Below are 18,961 nucleotides of genomic sequence, written 5' to 3' on the forward strand. Positions count from 1 at the left end.
GTGCGGGCCGTCAGTAGGCGACCAGCGAGATCGCCACGTACTGCGTGATGAAAGCGGCCAGCGTCAGTGAGTGGAACACCTCGTGGAAACCGAACCAGCGCGGTGACGGGTCCGGGCGCTTGAGCGCGTAGATCACGCCGCCCGCGCTGTAGAGCAGCCCGCCGACGACGACGCAGACGAGGACGGCCACCCCGCCCACCCGCATGAAGTCGGGCAGGAAGAAGACCGCGGCCCAACCCATCGCGATGTAGCAGGGCGTGTACAGCCAGCGCGGCGCGCCGACCCAGAAGACCCGGAACGCTATTCCGGCGAACGCCGCCCCCCAGACCGCCCAGAGCAGCGGCGCCGCCGTCGACCCGGGGAGCAGGAGCAGCGTCAGCGGTGTGTAGGTGCCCGCGATGATCAGGAAGATGTTCGCGTGGTCGAGCCTGCGCAGGATGGCCTCGCCGGTGCGGCCCCAGGTGCCGCGGTGGTACACCGCGCTCACCCCGAAGAGCATGCAGGCGGTGAGGATGTAGATCGCGCAGGCGATACGGGCGCGGGTGGAGTCGGCGAGGGCCACGAGCGCGAGCCCCGCGACGATCACGGCCGGGAACATTCCGGCGTGCAGCCAGCCGCGCAGCAGCGGTTTCACCGGCTGGATGTTCTCCGGGGTGAGCGCGGTCGCTTCCGGTGCGGCGGGAGTCATATGGCGATGCTACCTACGTACCCGTAGGTTCCCGGCCGCGCGGTAGGCCGGGCCGGTGACGGCAGTGACGGCAGTGACGGCAGTGACGGCAGTGACGGCAGTGACGGCAGTGATGCCGAGGCCGGCGGTGAGAGTGGCGACGCTCACGTGAGAGACCCCCTGGACAGATGGGCGGATTGCGCGGATCATCAGATGAGTGCGAGCGGCACCGGATGAGCGGCTACGAAGCATCCGGGCCGTAGCCCCCAAGGGGCAAACCAACCCTCAGTCCTTCACATACGTGCATTGGAGCAATCGTGGCGCGCGACATCGCGGCTCCCCCTGTCCTCCCGACCCAGCACCAGGAACTGATCTCGTGGGTCAACGAGATCGCCGAGCTGACGCAACCGGACAGTGTGGTCTGGTGTGACGGATCCGAAGCCGAGTACGAGCGCCTGTGCGGCGAGCTCGTGGCCAAGGGGACGTTCAAGAAACTCGACCCGATCAAGCGCCCGAACTCCTACTACGCCGCATCCGACCCGTCGGACGTCGCGCGCGTCGAGGACCGTACGTTCATCTGCTCCGCCAAGGAGGAGGACGCCGGCCCGACGAACCGCTGGAAGGCCCCGGCGGAGATGCGCGAGATCTTCTCCGGCTCCGGCGGCCAGGGCGGTGTCTTCCGCGGCTCGATGCGCGGCCGCACGATGTACGTCGTGCCGTTCTGCATGGGCCCGGTCGGCTCGCCGCTCTCCGCGATCGGCGTGGAGATCACCGACTCCGCCTACGTCGCCGTCTCGATGCGCACGATGACGCGCATGGGCCAGGACGTCCTGGACGAGCTCGGCTCCGACGGCTTCTTCGTGAAGGCCGTCCACACCCTGGGCGCCCCGCTCGCCGAGGGCGAGGCCGACGTCCCGTGGCCGTGCAACTCCACCAAGTACATCTCGCACTTCCCCGAGGACCGGGAGATCTGGTCCTACGGCTCCGGGTACGGCGGCAACGCCCTGCTCGGCAAGAAGTGCTACGCGCTGCGCATCGCGTCCGTGATGGCGCGGGACGAGGGCTGGCTGGCCGAGCACATGCTCGTACTGAAGCTGACGCCGCCGCGCGGTGAGTCCAAATACGTTGCCGCCGCGTTCCCTTCGGCCTGCGGCAAGACGAACCTGGCCATGCTGGAGCCGACGATCTCCGGCTGGACCGTGGAGACCATCGGCGACGACATCGCCTGGATGCGCTTCGGCGAGGACGGCCAGCTGTACGCGATCAACCCGGAGGCCGGTTTCTTCGGAGTCGCGCCCGGCACGGGCGAGCGGACCAACGCCAACGCCATGAAGACGCTGTGGGGCAACTCCGTCTTCACCAACGTCGCGCTGACCGACGACGGCGACGTCTGGTGGGAGGGCATGACCGAGGAGACGCCCGCGCACCTCACGGACTGGAAGGGCAACGACTGGACGCCCGAGTCCGGCACCCCCGCCGCCCACCCCAACGCCCGCTTCACCACCCCGGCCGGGCAGTGCCCGATCATCGCGCCCGAGTGGGAGGACCCGAAGGGCGTGCCGATCTCGGCGATCCTCTTCGGTGGCCGCCGCGCCTCGGCCGTGCCGCTGGTCACCGAGTCCTTCGACTGGAACCACGGCGTCTTCCTCGGTGCGAACGTCGCGTCCGAGAAGACGGCCGCCGCCGAGGGCAAGGTCGGCGAGCTGCGCCGCGACCCCTTCGCCATGCTGCCGTTCTGCGGCTACAACATGGGCGACTACATGGGCCACTGGGTCAAGGTCGGTGCTGACAAGGACCCGGCGAAGCTGCCGAAGATCTACTACGTCAACTGGTTCCGCAAGAACGACGCGGGCAAGTTCGTCTGGCCCGGATTCGGCGAGAACAGCCGCGTCCTGAAGTGGATCGTCGAGCGCCTGGAGGGCAAGGGCGAGGGCGTCGAGACCCCCATCGGCGTCCTGCCGGCCAAGGGTGCGCTCGACACCAACGGCCTGGACGTCTCGGAGGCCGACATGGACTTCCTGCTCACGGTGGACAAGGAGGTCTGGCGCGAGGAGGCGGCGCTGATCCCCGAGCACCTCAACACGTTCGGCGACCACGCGCCGAAGGAGCTGTGGGACGAGTACCGGTCGCTGGTGAAGCGGCTGGGCTGATCCCGGCGGCTCCGTCCGGAGCCGAGCTGAAGCCACGCGGCGGGTCCACCCGACATCCGCCCTGACCTGTGGGGTCATCCCAGGCCCGCCGCGTAACGGCCCGGCCCCCGAAGCCAGATCCGGCTTCGGGGGCCGGGCCATCTGTCTGCGTGAGGAGCCCTTCGTCCGCGTGAGGAGCGGCGTGGGTTGATGGCACCCGGTCCGCGCGCCTCCGCGGCCCGCGAACCGGGGCCTGTCAGTGGGCGCCGGCGAGGTGCCGGGCTGCCTGGTGGGCGTCCATCCGCTCCGCCGCGAGGATCGCCACCGCGGTGTCCGCGCGGGAGGCCGCCACCAGAAGGGCGCGGCCGGCGAGGTGGTGGGCCCGTGCGTGCAGGTCGGCGGGGGAGGCGTTGCTGAGGCCCGCGTGCCGGGTCGGCGGGGTGCCGCGCAACCTGGCCACCTGCTCCGCGATGCGGTCGCCCTCGGCCGCCAGGCCCAGCTCGTCCGTCACCGCGAGGAGTGCGGCCAGATGGCCCGCGAGCTGGATGTCCAGCTCCTCGTCGCGGCTGCGGCGGGGGTAGCCGGCGGCTGCGGACTCCTCGGCCACCGTGTGGACCGACTTGGTGCGGATCGGTTCGTACATGGGATGGCCTCCTCCTCGCGGGCAGGACTCCATCCTAGCGTCCTATATTAGATTCTGTCTAAAGTTGAGCCGGGTCGCGATGTGCCGACGGCGTGACCCCGCCGGTCCGGCCTCCCGGCGGCTCCGGCTACCGCTGGGAGTAGCCGTCCAGGAAGGTCCCGATCCGCGTCACCGCGTCCTCCAGCTCCTTCGCCGTGGGCAGCGTCACAATGCGGAAGTGGTCCGGCTCCGGCCAGTTGAACCCCGTGCCGTGCACCACCATGATCTTCTCGGCGCGCAGCAGGTCGAGGACCATCTGACGGTCGTCCTTCACCTTGTAGACCTTCGGGTCCAGCCGCGGGAAGAGATACAGCGCCCCCTTCGGCTTGACGCAGGTCACCCCCGGGATCTGCGTCAGCAGCTCGTACGCCGTGTCGCGCTGCTCCAGGATGCGCCCGCCCGGCAGCACCAGGTCCTCGATCGACTGCCGCCCGCCGAGCGCCGTGGCCACCGCGTGCTGCGAGGGCATGTTGGCGCAGAGCCGCATGTTCGCCAGGATCGTCAGGCCCTCGATGTACGAGGAGGCGTGCGCCTTCGGCCCGCACACCGCCATCCAGCCGGAGCGGAACCCGGCCACCCGGTAGTTCTTGGAGAGGCCGTTGAAGGTCAGGACCATCAGATCGGGGGCGATGGCCGCCGTCGGCGTGTGCGTGGCGCCGTCGTAGAGGATCCGGTCGTAGATCTCGTCCGAGCAGATGGTCAGGGAGTGGCGGCGGGCGATGTCCGCGATGCCGCGCAGCAGCTCGTCGTCGTACACCGCGCCCGTCGGGTTGTTCGGGTTGATGATCACGATCGCCTTGGTGCGGTCGGTGACCTTCCGCTCGATGTCGGCGAGGTCCGGCATCCAGTCCGCCTGCTCGTCGCAGCGGTAGTGCACGGCCGTGCCGCCCGCCAGCGAGACCGACGCGGTCCACAGCGGATAGTCCGGGGCGGGTACGAGCACCTCGTCGCCGTCGTCGAGCAGCGCCTGCATCGACATCTGGATCAGCTCGGAGACGCCGTTGCCGAGGTAGATGTCCTCGACGCCCAGCTCGATGCCCTTGGTCTGGTAGTGCTGCATCACCGCGCGGCGCGCGGACAGCAGCCCCTTGGCGTCGCCGTAGCCGTGCGCGTCGCCGAGGTTGCGGAGCATGTCCTCCAGGATTTCCGGCGGGCACTCGAAACCGAAGGCGGCCGGATTGCCGGTGTTGAGCTTGAGGATGCGGTGACCTGCTGCCTCCAGCCGCATTGCCTCATCGAGAACCGGGCCCCGGATCTCGTAACAGACGTTGGCGAGCTTCGTTGACTGGATCACCTGCATGTCCGCAACCTTACGGTCACATAACGGGGACGGCCTGGTGTTTTCCCCCACAGGGGGAGCGGCACGGAAGCGGCCCGCCCTGCCGGGGGAAGCAGGATGGGCCGCGGTTCCGGTGGGACTCCCGGTCCCGGAGAGTGGTGAGCCTCTCAGGGCCGGCCGGGTGTACGGCGGACCGAGCGCCCCGCGAGCACATCCGTGCGCCGGCCGTCCTCGATCACGAAGCGGCCGTCGATCAGGACATGCGGGATACCGGTCGGCAGGGTGCGCGGGACCTCGAACGTGGAGCCCGCCGCCACCGTCTCCGGGTCGAAGAGCACCAGGTCGGCGCGGTAGCCCTCGCGGACCAGACCGCGGTCCGGCAGCCGCAGCCGGGCCGCCGGGCGCGAGGTGAGATGCGCCACGCACTCCTCCAGGGACAGCACGCCCAGCTCCCGTACGTACCGGCCGAGGTACTGCGGGAAGGTGCCGTACGCGCGCGGGTGCGGCTTGTCGCCCTGGAGGATCCCGTCGCTGCCGCCGGTGTGCACCCGGTGGCGCATGATCTGCTGGACGTTCTCCTCGTGGCCGACGTGCTGGAGGATCGTCGAACCGAGCCGGTCCTCGATCAGCAGCCGCAGCGCGGTCGCCCACGGCTCCTCGCCGCGCTCGCGCGCACTGGCCGCGACGGTCCGGCCGACATAGCCGCTCAGCGCGGGATCGGACACCCCGGAGATCTCGATGGCGTCCCACTCGATGGGCACCCCGTGACAGCCGTCGGCGCCCTCGACCTCCATGACCTGGCGGATCTTCCGGACCGTCTCCTCGTCCCTGAGCCGCCCCATGATCGCGTCGGGCCCGCCCTCGCTCGCCCAGCTGGGCAGCATGGCGACGAGCGTCGTACAGCCCGGGGTGTACGGGTAGGTGTCGAGGGAGATGTCCGCACCGCCGTCCAGCGCCTCGTCGAGGAGGGCGAGCAGCTCGGGTGCCTTCCCCTTGTTCACGCCGAAGTTCATGGTGGCGTGGGCGAGGTGGAGCGCGCAGCCCGCGGCCCGGGTGAGGCCGATCATCTCCTGGTACGCCTGGAGCGCGCCCGCGCCGTAACTGCGGTGGTGCGGGCAGTAGTAGCCGCCGTAGGAGGCCACCACCCGGCACAGTTCGGTGAGTTCGGCGTCGTCCGCGTACATGCCCGGCGTGTAGGTGAGCCCCGACGACATGCCGACGGCGCCCTGCTCCATGCCCTCGGCCACCAGCTGCTTCATCCGCTCGGTCTCGGCCGGGGTGGCGGGCCGGTCGTCCCAGCCCATCGCGTACATCCGCAGGGTGCCCTGCGGGATCAGATACGCCGCGTTCACCGCGATGCCCCGGTCGAGCCGGTCCAGATAGCCGCCGACGGTGTGCCAGTCGAAGTCGATGTCCGAACCGTCGCCGTTCCATCCGGTGATGGCCCGGCGGACCTCGGTACGGGTGCGGTCGTCGACCGGCGCGTACGACAGGCCGTCCTGGCCGAGCACTTCCAGCGTCACGCCCTGCGCGGCCTTCGCCTCGTGGCCGGGGTCGCGCAGCAGCGCCAGGTCGGAGTGGGCGTGCATGTCGATGAAGCCGGGCGACAGGGCGAGCCCGTGTGCCTCCACCACCCGTGGAGCGCTCGGCCGTTGGCCGGAACCCTCGCGGACGATGGATGTGATGCGGCCGCCGTCGACGGCGACGTCGGCGCGGTACGAGGCCCCGCCGGTCCCGTCCACGACGCGGACGTCGCGGATGACGAGATCCATGACTCTTTGCTCCCTTGCCCTGTTCCCTCTGGCCCTGTTCCCGGCGCTGCCCGGCGCTGTGTCGGAAAGCTGTGTCAGAAATACGTACGGATGTAGTCCGTGACCGTGCCGTCCGCCTCGACGAGCGGGATCAGCTGCCACTTGTCGAAGGAGGTGCAGGGGTGCGAGAGCCCGAGCCCCACCCAGTCACCGACTTCGAGGCGCGCGTCGGCCGTGGTGCGCAGCCAGCCGTGCTGGTCGGAGAGGCCGGTGAGCGTGATGCCGGTGGCTGGGCGTACCTCGCCGGTGCGCGCGTCGCGGACGACCTGCGCCTGCGGCAGGTCGAGGTCGTACGCCGCGTCCCGCTTGCCCGCGTTGACGAACGCCTGCTCCCCGGTGGGCTGCGAGACGACCTGCGCCCAGAGCCGGAAGGCCGGCTGGAGCGCGCCCTCGGACGGCACCCGGTTGAACGGCGTCAGATGCTTGTAGTGGCCGTCGTCGTGCGAGACATAGGCGCCGGAGCGCAGCAGCTTCAGCACGGGGGCCGAGAGCGCGGGGATCTCGGCGAAGACGTCGGCCACCGCGTCGAACCAGGCGCTGCCGCCCGCGCTCAGCACGATCTCGTCCAGACCCGCGAAGTGGCCGTCGCGGTCGAGTCCGGCGGCCAGCGCGACCAGTTGGCGCAGCCAGGCGTGCACCCGCTCGCTGTCGGCTTCGGGCACCTCGCCCTCGTAACCGGCGACGCCGACCAGGCGCAGCGTGTCCGTCGCGGCCACCGCTCCGGCGACGGCAGCGCCATCGGCCGGGGTCCGTACGCCGGTCCGGGCGCCGTCGCCCGCGCCCAGCTCCACGACCACGTCGAGCGGGCGGGCGGAGCCGCGCAGCGCCTCGTCCATCAGCTCGACCCCGCGTACGGAGTCGACGTAGCAGATGAAGCGGAAGTCCGGGTCGGCGGCCAGTTCGGCGGCGATCCACTGGAGGGCGGGGGCGTCCACGATCTCGTTGGCGACGAAGATCCGCTGCACGCCGAAGGCGCGGGCGACGCGGACCTGGTGCGGGACGGCGAGGGTGATGCCCCAGGCGCCGTGCTCGGTCTGCCGGTCGAAGAGCTGCGGGGCCATCGACGTCTTGCCGTGCGGGGCGAAGGCGAGGCCGTGCTGTGTGGAGTACGTCTCCATGAGGGCGAGGTTGTGCTCGACCGACTCGGCCGAGAGCGCGAGTACGGGGGTGGTGAACCCGCCGGTGAACAGGTTGCGGCGTTCCGCCGCGAGGGCGGCCAGGGTCAGCCCGTCGGCGCCGGGCGGCAGCCCCTTGAAGCGGTGGTCGGCCACCTCCGCGCCGATGGTCTCGCGTGCGTCCGCCGCACTCGCCGCGCCCGCCGTACCTGCCGCGCCCGCCATGGAACCTCCCAGAGAGTGTGCGTTGCAACATGCGCAACGCTCATTGCGTATATCGCTCACCGCTGTCTAACATCCGAGCCATCGCCGGGTCAACGGAGTCCCCGGCCACCCACCACCGAGGAGCGAGAGCGATCGTGACCGCCCAGTACACCCCAGGGCCCCCAGTGGACGTCGTCTGTCTCGGCGAGTCCATGGTCACCTTCCTGCCTTCCCGCCCCGGCCGACTGGCCGACGTGCCCTCCTTCGACCGGGGCATCGGCGGCGCCGAGTCCAATGTGGCCTGCGCGCTGGCCGCCGCCGGGCACTCCGCGCGGTGGATCAGCCGGGTCGGCGCCGACGGCTTCGGCGACCACCTGACCGAGGCCGTCGGGGCGTACGGGGTCGACACCTCGGCCGTCCAGCGCGACCCGAACCGGCCCACCGGTGTCTACTTCCGTACCGCCGACGACCGTGACGCCGACCACCACGAGGTCATCTACTACCGGGCCGGGTCCGCCGCGAGCGCGATGGCGCCCGGCGTGATGGACCGCGCCGCGCTGTGGTCGGGGCAGGTGCTCCACCTCTCCGGGATCACGGCCGCGCTCTCGCCCGGCTGCCTGGCCCTGATGCGCGAACTGACCGCGCCGGCGCCCGGCCGCCCGCTGGTCTCCTTCGACGTGAACTTCCGGCCGGGGCTGTGGCGCGACGACGCAGACGAGACCGGCCCCCGGGTGCTGCTGGAGCTGGCGCGCGGGGCGGACGTGGTGTTCGTCGGCGAGGACGAGGCGGCGGCGGCCTGGGACGTACGGGGCGCTGCCGCGATCCGGGCGGCGCTGCCGGAGCCCGCCGTGCTGGTCGTGAAGCGGGGGGCGGCGGGGGCGACGGTCTTCGCCGGCGGTCCGCAGGGCGACACCGTCACCACCGTCCCCGCGCTGCGCGTCGACGTCGTGGCCCCCGTGGGCGCGGGCGATGCCTTCGCCGCCGGTTTCCTCTCCGGCACGCTGCGCGGCCTCCCGGTCCGCGACCGCGTCCGGCACGGCCATCTGATGGCCGCCGCCGCCCTCACCGTCCACGGCGACCTGGCCGACCCGCCGTCCCGTTGTGTGGCCGACCGCCTCGCGGCTCTCGACGACACCGCCTGGGGCACACTTCGCATCGGCCCCGGCTGGACCGAGACCGTGTCCGACGTGACCGGCGCCGAAGAGGAGGCATGTACGCCATGAGCCAGACCGTGGACCGCGCGCTGTCCATCCTGCCGCTGCTCGCCCGGGGGCCGGCCGACCTCGGCCAGGTCTCGGAGAGCCTCGGCGTCCACAAGTCGACCGCGCTGCGGCTGCTGCGCACCCTCCACGAGCACGGGCTCGTCTACCGCCAGCAGGACCAGCGCTACCGGCTGGGCACCCGCCTCTTCGCGCTCGCCCAGGAGGCCGTCGAGAACCTCGACGTACGGGAGATCGCGCACCCCCATCTGGCCAGGCTCAACGAGGAGTGCGGGCACACCGTGCACCTCGCGGTGTACGAGGAGAACGAGGTCCTCTACATCGACAAGGTCGAGAGCCGCTACCCGGTCCGGATGTACTCGCGGATCGGCAGGCCCGTCGCGATCACCGTGGCGGCCGTCGCCAAACTGCTGCTCGCCGACCTCCCCGAGCCGGAGCGGCGCAGCGTCGCCGAACGGCTCGACTACCCCACATACACGGCCCGTTCGACTCCGAACGCCGGCGCCTTCCTCAAGGAGCTGGCCACGGTGCGCGAACAGGGCTGGGCCACCGACCTCGGTGGCCACGAGGAGTCCATCAACTGCGTCGGAGCCCCCATCCGGGGCGTGGACGGCCGGGTTGTCGCCGCCATGTCGATGTCGGCGCCCAATGTGGTCGTGACCGCAGAGGAACTCCTCACCCTGCTCCCGCTGGTGCGCCGCACGGCCGACGCCATCAGCGGCGAGTACGCGGGCACCGCACCGCAGCCGAAGACCGTTTCCCCGCACCACCCCCCGAAGGAAGCAAGGGCATGACCGAGAAGACCGCTCTCACCCCCGCCACCCACACCACGCCGCCCGCGAAGTTCTCGCACGGCGTCCGCAAGGGCAACATCCTCCAGGTCGCCGGCCAGGTCGGCTTCCTGCCGGCCGTCGAGGGCCAGGCGCCCACCCCGGCGGGCCCGACCCTGCGCGAGCAGACCCTCCAGACCTTCGCCAACGTCAAGGCGATCCTGGAGGAGGGTGGCGCGACCTGGGACGACGTGATGATGATGCGCGTCTACCTCACGGACGTCGCGCACTTCGCCGAGCTGAACGAGATCTACAACGCGTACTTCGAGGAGCAGGGACTCACCCAGCCCGCCTCGGCCCGTACGACCGTCTACGTCGGCCTGCCGCCCGGCCTGCTCATCGAGATCGACGCGCTCGCCGTACTCGGCTGACACCGCCTCACCCCGACCCGGCACGGCGCCCCTTCCCCCTTCCGGGGCGCCGTGCCGCGCACCACCCTGCTCCGCCGCACCCCTGCATCTCCCGTGCACTGAAGTCTCCCCTTGTGCACCGGCAGCCCCCCCGCCCCTGAAGTCCCCGAGGAAACAACGGAGTTCCCCCATGTACTTCGCCGCTGACACCCCCGCAGCGCCACCCCACACCGGCGGACTGCTCGCCGTCGTCGGCGGCACCACCGGTCTGCTGACCGTCGCCGTCCTGGGCATAGCACTGCTCCTCTTCCTGATCATCAAGGTCAGGCTGCAGCCGTTCGTCGCGCTGCTCGGCGTCTCCATAGCCGTCGGCCTCGGTGCCGGACTCTCCGTCACCGAACTCTTCGGCACGGTCCAGAAGTCGTCGTCGGTCTCGATGATCGAGTCGGGCATGGGCGGCATCCTCGGGCACATCGCGATCATCATCGGCCTCGGTACGATGCTCGGCTCGATCCTTGAGGTCTCGGGCGGCGCCGAGGTGCTGAGCTCCCGGCTGCTGAACCTCTTCGGTGAGAAGCGCGCCCCGCTCGCGATGGGTCTCACCGGCCTCATCTTCGGTATCCCGATCTTCTTCGACGTCGGCATCTTCGTCCTCGCGCCGATCGTCTACGCGGCCGCCAAGCGGTCCGGCAAGTCCATCGTCCTGTACGCGATGCCGCTGCTCGCGGGCCTGTCGATGACCCACGCGTTCCTGCCGCCGCACCCCGGCCCGGTCGCGGCCGCCGCGCTCTTCCACGTCTCGCTCGGCTGGGTCATCCTGATCGGCGCCGCCTGCGGTATCCCCGCCGTGCTGGCCGCCTGGGTGTACGCGGCGTGGATCGGCAAGCGCCTCTTCGTCCCGGTGCCGCAGGACATGGTCGAGGCCGCCGAGGAGGCCAAGGCCGCGGTCGTCGCCGAGCAGCAGGCCCTGGGGGTCGAGCCGCAGGAGAAGCCGGTCCCGCTGGGCACGGTCCTCGCGATCATCGGTACCCCGCTGATCCTGATCCTGCTGGCGACGTTCTCCTCGATCGCGCTGGACCCCTCGACGCTCCGCTCGGTCCTGGAGTTCTTCGGCCACCCCTTCGTCGCCCTGACGATCGCGCTCTTCCTCTCGTACTACCTGCTGGGCATCCGCCGCGGCTGGTCGCGCAAGTCCCTGGAGGCGGTCTCGACCGCCTCGCTCAAGCCGGTCGGCAACATCCTGCTGGTGGTCGGCGCCGGCGGCATCTTCGGCGCGGTCCTCAGCGGCAGCGGCATCGCGGGCGCCCTGTCCAAGACCTTCAACGACGTGGGTCTGCCGGTCATCGTGCTGGCCTACCTGATCTCGCTGGTGCTGCGGGTGGCCCAGGGCAGCGCGACGGTGGCGATCGTGACCACGGCGGGCATCGTCCTGCCCCTGGTCGACGGCCAGCACCTCTCGCAGCCCCACCTCGCCCTGATCATCATGGCCATCTCGGCCGGCTCGATCTTCGCCTCGCACGTCAACGACGGCGGGTTCTGGATGGTCGCCAAGTACTTCGGCATATCGGAACGCGACACGCTGAAGTCCTGGACGGTGCTGGAATCGGTCCTGTCGGTGGCGGGCTTCGTGGTCGCCGCGCTGCTCAGCCTGGTGATCTAGCAGGTCGCGCCCCGGCAACGTGCTCGGTGACCGCTGCCGGGGTTTCGGGGCGGGGAACGCAGCGGTGGGCGACCGCGGTCGACCGCAGGCGGATCACACAGTGACGCGCTTGCCGGACATGAATTCCGCGAGGCCCGAGACGGGGAGGACGCGGACGCTCTGTTCCGCCTGGGGCAGGGCATCCCGGTAGGCCACGAGGTCGCGTACGTCCGAGGTCACGACCACGCTGCTGACATGGCGGGCGGCGATGACCATGGCGAGGGCGTCCACCGCGTCGGGGCGTTTCTCGGCGGGGATGGCGGCGAGCGCGAGCAGCTGCCCGGCGCGCTTCGCGTCGCTTTCGAGATGCCCCACGTCGCAGGGGCCGCACCCTGCGACCCGGGCCTCCCGGGTGCCGAAGACCGTGCACTGGGGCACACACCGGCTCAGCGGTGTCCAGCGTCCCGGGCGCCAGACCTGGGCCAGCACCGGGAGGGGCACCACGGGCGGATGGTCCAGCCGGATCAGTGCCTGGTGGAAGGTGTGTGCTGTGCGGTCCTGGTGGTCGAGCGCGATGAGCATGCCTGCGTCGTAGACGAAGGCCGGGTGGCTCACGCCGCTTCTTCCGACGAAGGTGCGAGAGCGTGGGCGATACCCGCGAGCGCTGCCGCGATCTCGGCGTCGTCGATCCCGAGCTCCGCGCCCTCCGGAGCGGGCAGGGCCTCGGTCGCGGCGATGTCCGCATCGATCGTCGCGAAGCGACGGGCGATGACGGCGTCCTCCTGCATCTGCTTCTGAACGGCGAGGGTCACATAGCGCGTCACATCGAGCTCCGCCGCCCGTGCGTGCTCCTTGAGCGAGGCTTTGAGGTCAGGGTCCATGCTGATGCTGAAGCGTTCCTTGGGCGCCATGACAGAAGCGTAGCACTGCGTGTTACGGCCATGGGGTGCGACCGCGTGACCTCAGGTGCCGGGGAAGCAGTCCAGGCCGGCCCTGCTCCGGCCGGCCGCCCCTATGCCATCTGCCGCCGTACCAGCTCGTGCAGGCGGCCGTCCGTGTCCGCGAGGAGCTGGGCCGGGGGGCCCTGCTGGACGATGTGGCCGTCCGCCATGACCACCACCCGGTCCGCGTCCATGACCGTCGACAGGCGGTGTGCGATGACGATCCGGGTCGCGTTCAGTGCGCGCGTGCTGTCGATGACCGTGCGCTGGGTCTCGTTGTCGAGTGCGCTCGTGGCCTCGTCGAAGAACAGGATGCGGGGGCGACGGATCAGCGCCTGCGCGATCATCAGGCGCTGGCGCTGGCCGCCCGAGATCGCGCCGCCGCCGGCGATCATCGTGTGCAGGCCCATCGGCATCTGTTTGATGTCCTCGGCCAGACCCGCCATCGCCGCCGCCTCCCACGCCTCCTCCTGCGTGAACACCTCAGCACCGCAGATGCAGTCCAGGATCGAACCGGTCAGCGGCTGGGCGTTCTGCAGCACCACCCCGCACTGCCTGCGCACCGCCGCCTGGTCGAGTGCCGTGAGGTCCTGGCCGTCGTACAGGACGCCCCCCGAGACCGGCCGGTCGAAGCCGATGAGCAGCCGCAGCAGCGTCGACTTGCCGCAGCCGCTCGGGCCGACGACCGCCACGAACTCGCCAGGACGGACGGACAGCGACACGTCGTCCAGGACGAGCGGGCCGTCGTCCGTGTACCGGAAGGACACCCCGCGCGCCTCGATCTCCCCCGTCAGGGCGCCCGGCTGGGTGCTGGCGGCGCGTACCTCGGGCGCCTCGTCGAGCACCGGCTTGATCTGCTCGAACATCGGAAGGACCGCCGCCGCCGAGAGCGCCGCGCCGGTGAGCTGCGTGACCGCGGTGAGCAGCATCGTCACCGCGGTGCTGAACGTCAGGAAGTCGCCCGCCGACATGCTGCCCCGCGCCGGGCCCGCGAGCAGCATGAACATCACCAGTGAGCACAGCGGCAGATAGACGGAGTTGAGGACCGTGGTGAGGTTCTTGACGCGTCCCGCGCGCCGCTGGAGTTCCCGGCTGCGCGCGAACTCCCCGGCCCACGCGGCGTACGCGAAGCTCTCCGCGCCCGCGACACGCAGCTTCGGCAGTCCGCGCAGGGTCTGGAACGCCTGGTTGTTGAGCTTGTTGCCGAGCACCACGAGGCGCCGCTGCCAGCGCAGCTCCCACAGCCCGAGGGCGAGGAACACGGCCGCGATCACCGCCAGCATCCCGAGAGCGGCCAGGGCGAGGGGCACGCTGTAGCAGAGCAGCAGGACGAGGTTGAGCGTGCCGACCGTGCCCGCCTGCACCACCACGGGGCCCACCCCCGACAGGAGCCGGCGGATCGAGCTGATGCCCATCGCCGCACTGGCCAGTTCGCCGGTGGAGCGCGAGGCGAAGAAGCGCGTCGGCAGCCGCAGCAGCCGGTCCCACACGGCCGGTTGGAGCGCGCTCTCGATCCGGCCCTCCATCCGCAGGATCGTCAGGTTCTGGAGCAGCATGAACGCCGCCGACACGATGCTCGTCACCATCACCGCGACGGACACCTGGACGATGAGGTCCGACTCGGCGTTCGGCACGTACTCGCCCAGGACCCGCCCGGTCGCCACCGGCACCAGGGCGCCGATCGCGACCGTCACCAGGCCCGCGCCGAGCAGGTTCCGCAGATCGCCCCTGGTGCCGCGCGCACTGAACCGCAGCAGCCGCAGCGGGCTCAGCGGCCGGTCGGGTAGCGGCCGGTACAGCATCACGGCCCGCGGTTCGAACTCGTCCGCGTTGTCCTCGTCGATCCGGGTGGGCCGTCCGCTGGAGGGGTGCACCGCCTCGTACCCGCCGCGCCGCCACAGGAGCGCGACCGGGGCGCCGGACGCGGCCCGGTGTCCCACCAGGGGGCCGGTGTTCTCGCGCCACCAGCGGCCGTCGAGCCGGACCGCGCGGCTGCGGATCCGCGAGGCGACCGCGACCTGCTCGACCGGGTCGATCCGGTCGCTGACCGCGCCGCTGCGCGCGGGCTCGGTGAGCGTGATCCCGGCCGCGTCGGCGACCAGCTTGCACGCGGCGTACGTCGCGTCGTCACCGTATCCGGAGGACGTACGCCGTGAACTTCCCCTGCTCTGGCTGCCGATGGACGCGAGCAGTGTCCGGTCGGCGTTCTCGCGGACGGTCTCGCCCGCCTTGATACCGGCCGCCGTACGGGTCTCGTGCGCGCTCTCCAGGCGCTCGATCCACCGGTCGAGGGCCGAAAGCAGCCGGAACTGCTGGTTGACCATGCGCTGCCACATCGACCCGTCGACCAGCAGGTCGCCGGCCGCGTCCGCGCTGTACGACGCCCCGTACTGCACGCTGCCCGGCATGACCGGCAGCCACAGGATGTCGTCGTCGCCCACGGAGTCGTCGCCGGCGGTCCTGCCGTCGAGCGGGGCCTCGAACAGCACCCGCTGACTGCGGCCCACGCCCAGCGCGAACGCGTGCTCCAGGAGGCTCAGCGCCGCGTCCTGGGTGTCGTACTGGCTGAGGTACTGCTGGTCGTACGCCCACGAGCCGTCGCCGTGGTCGGGGCCCTGCAGTTCCCGCAGCGCGATCCGGCGCAGCGCGCAGCCCTGCAACGGCCGCCCCACCAGCGTGTGTTGCGGCCCCTCGACCGGACCGAGGAGCAGGGTCCCCGCCTCCAGCCGGCCCAGGAAGTGCCAGTGCCCCTGCGCCGCGGCGTCCACCGCGAACAGGTCGAGCGCGCCCCCGACGACGAGCCACAGGACCTGCGGCCCCTCCAGCGGCAGGCTGCGCAGGCCGGTGCAGTCGACCGGCACGCCCAGCGCGCCGAACGCGGCGGTCACCTGGTCGCCCGCGGTGTGCTCCTGGTGCGGGTACGTCACGTCAGTGCTCCCTGACCAGGTCGGCGTACGGCCCCCCGGCGGCGACCAGTTCCTCGTGGCGGCCGCGCTCCACGACCTGGCCGTGGTCGAGCACCACGATCTCGTCGCTGTCGCGGACCGTGCTGAGGCGGTGCGCGATCACCACGCACGCGCAGCCGCGGCGCCGCAGATTGTCGATGATGATCTGCTCGGTCTCGGCGTCCAGGGCGCTGGTCACCTCGTCGAGCACGAGGACGCTCGGCCGCCGGACCAGGGCACGCGCGATTTCGAGCCGCTGGCGCTGCCCGCCGGAGAAGTTCCGTCCGTCCTGCTCGACACGGCCCTGGATGGAGCCGGGCCTGCGCGCCACCACGTCGTACAGCGCCGCGTCCTTGAGCGCGTCGACGACCGCCTCGTCGGGGATCGACGGATCCCACAGCGCGACGTTGTCACGGACCGTGCCCTCGAAGAGGAACACGTCCTGGTCGACGAAGGACACGGACGCGGTCAGCGCGCCGCGCGGGATGTCGTCCAGACGCTGCCCGTCGATCCGGATCGTGCCCTCCCAGGGGGTGTACAGACCGGAGATCAGCCGCGACACCGTCGACTTGCCGCTGCCCGAACCGCCCACGAGGGCGACCTGCTGCCCCGGTCCGACGGTCAGCGAGAAACCCGTCAGGAGCGGCTTGTCGAGCGGGCTGTAGCCGAACGTGATGTCGTCCAGCGTGACGTGCCCCTTCAGACGGCGCGTGCTCCCGGCTGTTCCGGACGGGGCATCGTCGGAACGGGCGTACAGGGAGTCCACCGGAAAGTTCTCGACGTCCTTCAGCCGCGTCACGTCGGCGGCGAAGTCCTGGATGCGGCCCGCGACGCCGTTGAGACGGGTGACCGGCGCGGTGAAGCGGACCACGAGCGCCTGGAACGCCACCAGGAGCCCCACCGACAGATGCCCCTCGACCGCGCGCAGACCGCCGATCCACAGGATCAGCGCGCTGTTCAGCGTCGCCAGGGTCGGCGCCACGATGCCCAGCCACGCGCTCGGCACCCCGAGGCGCTGCTGCTCCTCAAGCGTGGTGGCGTGCTGCCCGGCCCAGCGCCGGAAGTAGCCGTTCTCGCCGCCCGTCGCCTTCATCGTCTCGATCAGCTGAAGGCCCGTGTACGAGGTGTTGGTGAGCCGGGCGGTGTCCGCGCGCAGCTTCTGCGTACGCGTGGCGCGCAGCCGGATCACGATCCGCATCGCGACGACGTTCCCGAGCGCGATGCCCACCCCGACGAGCGTCAGCTGCGGGTCGTACGTCCACAGCAGCGCCGCGTACAGCAGCACCACCACACCGTCGACTCCGGCGGCGGCCAGATCGCGCGCGAGGGTCTCGGCGACCGCGTCGTTCGACTGGAGACGCTGCACCAGGTCGGCCGGGCTGCGCTGCGCGAAGAACGTCACGGGAAGCCGCAGCAGATGCCCCAGGAAGCGGGCGCTGCTGAGCGTCGAAGCGATGATGCGCCCGTGCAGCAGGTTCGCCTGCTGGAGCCAGGTGAGGACGCCGGTGAGCGCCACCATCGTGGCCATCGAGGCGAACAGCGCGCCCAGGAGCGATGTCTGATGGCCGAGCAGGAACATGTCGATGTACGTGCGGCTGAGCGCGGGCAGCGCCGCGCCGGTCGCGACCAGCAGCAGGCTGGCGAGGAGCGCGGCGAGCATCGTGCCCGTGGTGCCGCGCAGGCGCGCGGGCAGCGCCCTCAGGACGCCCGGCCTGCGGCCGCCCTCGCGGAATCCTTCGCCCGGTTCGAGTACGAGGACGACGCCGGTGAAACTGGTGTCGAAGTCCTCGGCGGGCACGAACCTGCGGCCCTTGTCCGGGTCGTTGATGTGTACGCCGCGCCGGCCGAAGCGCCGGCCCATGCCGTCGTAGACGACGTAGTGGTTGAACTCCCAGAAGAGGATCGCGGGCGCCTTGACCTCGGCGAGGGCGGCCGGCTCCATCTGCATGCCCCTGGCGGTCAGGCCGTAACTCCGCGCCGCTTTCAGGAGACTGCTGGCCCGCGAGCCGTCACGCGAGACGCCGCAGGCGATGCGGAGCTCTTCGAGGGGGACATGGCGGCCGTGGTGGGCGAGGATCATGGCCAGGGACGCGGCGCCGCACTCGACGGCCTCCATCTGGAGGACGGTGGGCGTCCGGACCGTCCGGTGGCGGCGGCGCTGCGGCGCGGGCGCGGGGCGTGCCCTGCGGCGGCCGTGGCCGGCCGGCGGCAGCTGCTGCTGGGCGGCGGGGGAGGGGCTCACGGAAGCAGCCAATCGATCGGGTGCTGCCCGGCGAGGTGCACGGCGCCCGAGGCCGGGGTCATGGAGTCGAGCGCGTACGGCGGTCCGCCGGCGGACGACCACGCGTAACCCGACTTCGTGGCGGAGGACTTGACCAGCTTCACGAGGACCGCGACCGTCGGGCCGCCCTTCGTGAACTGCCCGGCCAGCTGTTTGTCACCGAGGAAGCCGGCTATCTGCTGCTGGGTCTGCGCGCCGTGCCCCACGGCCTGTACGCGGCCCCGCAGCATCCCGTACTGCTGTTCCGGCGCCGACTGGACGGTGAGATCGACGTCAGCGCCGACCGGCACGGTCCCCGCGCTGTCCGCGGGGACGTAGACCATGGCGAGGAGGGGATCCCCGGCGCTGCGGGTCTTCTCCACGGTGGCGACATCGGCGCCGGTGGTCACGACCGTGCCGATCCCGGCCGACAGTGTGGTGACCCGGCCCGCGTCGATGGCGCGGACGAGCCGGTCGCCCTGCTCCGTACGGACCTTGAGGACGGGCGCGCCGGCGGCCAGGCGCTGTCCTTCCTTGGCGAGCACGCCCGTGACCTGACCGGTGACGGGGCTCTGGAGGACGTAACTGCCCTGCGCGTGCGTCAGGATGCCGGGTGCGCGGAGGGTCGACGACACCGACCCGGTGACCGCCCACACGGACGCGGCGGCCATCACGACGACCGTCACGACCAGGGCGAGCAGTCCCTGCGGTCTGGCGAGCCGCACGGGAAGGTCGAGTTCCTCGGGCGACTGCAGCTTGGACAGGGCCTGTTGGCGGAACTGCACGACATTCTTCCCTTACGTTGCGGAGCCGGTGGACCGACAGGCCCTGACGGCGCCGTCAGGCCCCGGAACCCTGGGGAAGGTTCCGGGGCCTGTGTGGAGCCGTG

Annotated in this window: 15 protein-coding genes; 5 read left to right on the top strand and 10 right to left on the bottom strand. The window is 71.2% G+C overall.

Annotated elements, in window-relative coordinates; genetic code table 11:
- Nucleotides 1-10 precede the first annotated feature (10 nt).
- Entirely contained in the window at nt 11-688 is a 678-nt protein-coding gene (gene trhA, locus OHB13_RS23785) for a PAQR family membrane homeostasis protein TrhA (protein WP_266853732.1), read from the bottom strand.
- A gap of 296 nt (nt 689-984) precedes the next feature.
- On the opposite strand from trhA, the gene OHB13_RS23790 reads away from it, so the two are divergent.
- Complete coding sequence (locus OHB13_RS23790; RefSeq protein ID WP_266853731.1) at nt 985-2,817, top strand: phosphoenolpyruvate carboxykinase (GTP); 1,833 nt, start codon at nt 985-987, stop codon at nt 2,815-2,817.
- 235 nt (nt 2,818-3,052) lie between these two features.
- Here OHB13_RS23790 and OHB13_RS23795 read toward each other — a convergent pair whose 3' ends face one another.
- The 4 genes from OHB13_RS23795 to OHB13_RS23810 form a co-directional block, all read right to left on the bottom strand.
- On the bottom strand, nt 3,053-3,439 hold the full coding sequence (locus tag OHB13_RS23795) for an SCO4983 family protein (RefSeq protein ID WP_266853729.1): 387 nt from the start codon (nt 3,437-3,439) through the stop codon (nt 3,053-3,055).
- A gap of 127 nt (nt 3,440-3,566) precedes the next feature.
- Nucleotides 3,567-4,778 (bottom strand): pyridoxal phosphate-dependent aminotransferase, encoded by a 1,212-nt coding sequence (locus OHB13_RS23800; RefSeq protein WP_164262923.1) that lies wholly within the window; start codon nt 4,776-4,778, stop codon nt 3,567-3,569.
- Between the two features lie 146 nt (nt 4,779-4,924).
- Nucleotides 4,925-6,529: an N-acyl-D-amino-acid deacylase family protein gene (locus OHB13_RS23805; RefSeq protein ID WP_328378430.1), complete on the bottom strand. Its 1,605-nt coding sequence runs from the start codon at nt 6,527-6,529 to the stop codon at nt 4,925-4,927.
- 74 nt (nt 6,530-6,603) lie between these two features.
- Nucleotides 6,604-7,908: an amino acid deaminase gene (locus OHB13_RS23810; protein ID WP_328378431.1), complete on the bottom strand. Its 1,305-nt coding sequence runs from the start codon at nt 7,906-7,908 to the stop codon at nt 6,604-6,606.
- Between the two features lie 29 nt (nt 7,909-7,937).
- On the opposite strand from OHB13_RS23810, the gene OHB13_RS23815 reads away from it, so the two are divergent.
- The 4 genes from OHB13_RS23815 (at nt 7,938) to OHB13_RS23830 (ending at nt 11,947) form a co-directional block, all read left to right on the top strand.
- Nucleotides 7,938-9,110 (top strand): sugar kinase, encoded by a 1,173-nt coding sequence (locus OHB13_RS23815; RefSeq protein WP_443062964.1) that lies wholly within the window; start codon nt 7,938-7,940, stop codon nt 9,108-9,110.
- A complete protein-coding gene (locus tag OHB13_RS23820; RefSeq protein ID WP_266853724.1) occupies nt 9,107-9,901 on the top strand; it encodes an IclR family transcriptional regulator in 795 nt (264 codons plus the stop codon). Before OHB13_RS23815 ends, OHB13_RS23820 begins: the two co-directional genes overlap by 4 nt.
- A complete protein-coding gene (locus OHB13_RS23825) occupies nt 9,898-10,308 on the top strand; it encodes a RidA family protein (protein WP_266853723.1) in 411 nt (136 codons plus the stop codon). The genes OHB13_RS23820 and OHB13_RS23825 overlap by 4 nt, the downstream gene beginning before the upstream one ends.
- Nucleotides 10,309-10,477: 169 nt before the next feature.
- Nucleotides 10,478-11,947 (top strand): GntP family permease, encoded by a 1,470-nt coding sequence (locus OHB13_RS23830; RefSeq protein ID WP_328378433.1) that lies wholly within the window; start codon nt 10,478-10,480, stop codon nt 11,945-11,947.
- A gap of 93 nt (nt 11,948-12,040) precedes the next feature.
- Here OHB13_RS23830 and OHB13_RS23835 read toward each other — a convergent pair whose 3' ends face one another.
- The 5 genes from OHB13_RS23835 to OHB13_RS23855 form a co-directional block, all read right to left on the bottom strand.
- Nucleotides 12,041-12,541: a hypothetical protein gene (locus OHB13_RS23835; protein WP_266853720.1), complete on the bottom strand. Its 501-nt coding sequence runs from the start codon at nt 12,539-12,541 to the stop codon at nt 12,041-12,043.
- Complete coding sequence (locus tag OHB13_RS23840; protein WP_266853719.1) at nt 12,538-12,837, bottom strand: hypothetical protein; 300 nt, start codon at nt 12,835-12,837, stop codon at nt 12,538-12,540. The genes OHB13_RS23835 and OHB13_RS23840 overlap by 4 nt, the downstream gene beginning before the upstream one ends.
- A 101-nt stretch (nt 12,838-12,938) precedes the next feature.
- Nucleotides 12,939-15,794 carry an NHLP bacteriocin export ABC transporter permease/ATPase subunit gene (locus OHB13_RS23845; protein ID WP_266853718.1) on the bottom strand — a complete coding sequence of 952 codons (2,856 nt, stop codon included), beginning with the start codon at nt 15,792-15,794 and terminating at the stop codon, nt 12,939-12,941.
- 1 nt (nt 15,795) lies between these two features.
- The gene (locus tag OHB13_RS23850; RefSeq protein WP_328378434.1) at nt 15,796-18,054 is read right to left on the bottom strand and encodes an NHLP family bacteriocin export ABC transporter peptidase/permease/ATPase subunit; all 2,259 of its coding nucleotides are present in this window, start codon (nt 18,052-18,054) and stop codon (nt 15,796-15,798) included.
- Nucleotides 18,051-18,857 (bottom strand): HlyD family efflux transporter periplasmic adaptor subunit, encoded by an 807-nt coding sequence (locus OHB13_RS23855; RefSeq protein ID WP_266853716.1) that lies wholly within the window; start codon nt 18,855-18,857, stop codon nt 18,051-18,053. The genes OHB13_RS23850 and OHB13_RS23855 overlap by 4 nt, the downstream gene beginning before the upstream one ends.
- Nucleotides 18,858-18,961 lie beyond the last annotated feature (104 nt).

Origin of the sequence: Streptomyces sp. NBC_00440, assembly GCF_036014215.1 — a bacterium.
Lineage (GTDB): Bacteria > Actinomycetota > Actinomycetes > Streptomycetales > Streptomycetaceae > Streptomyces.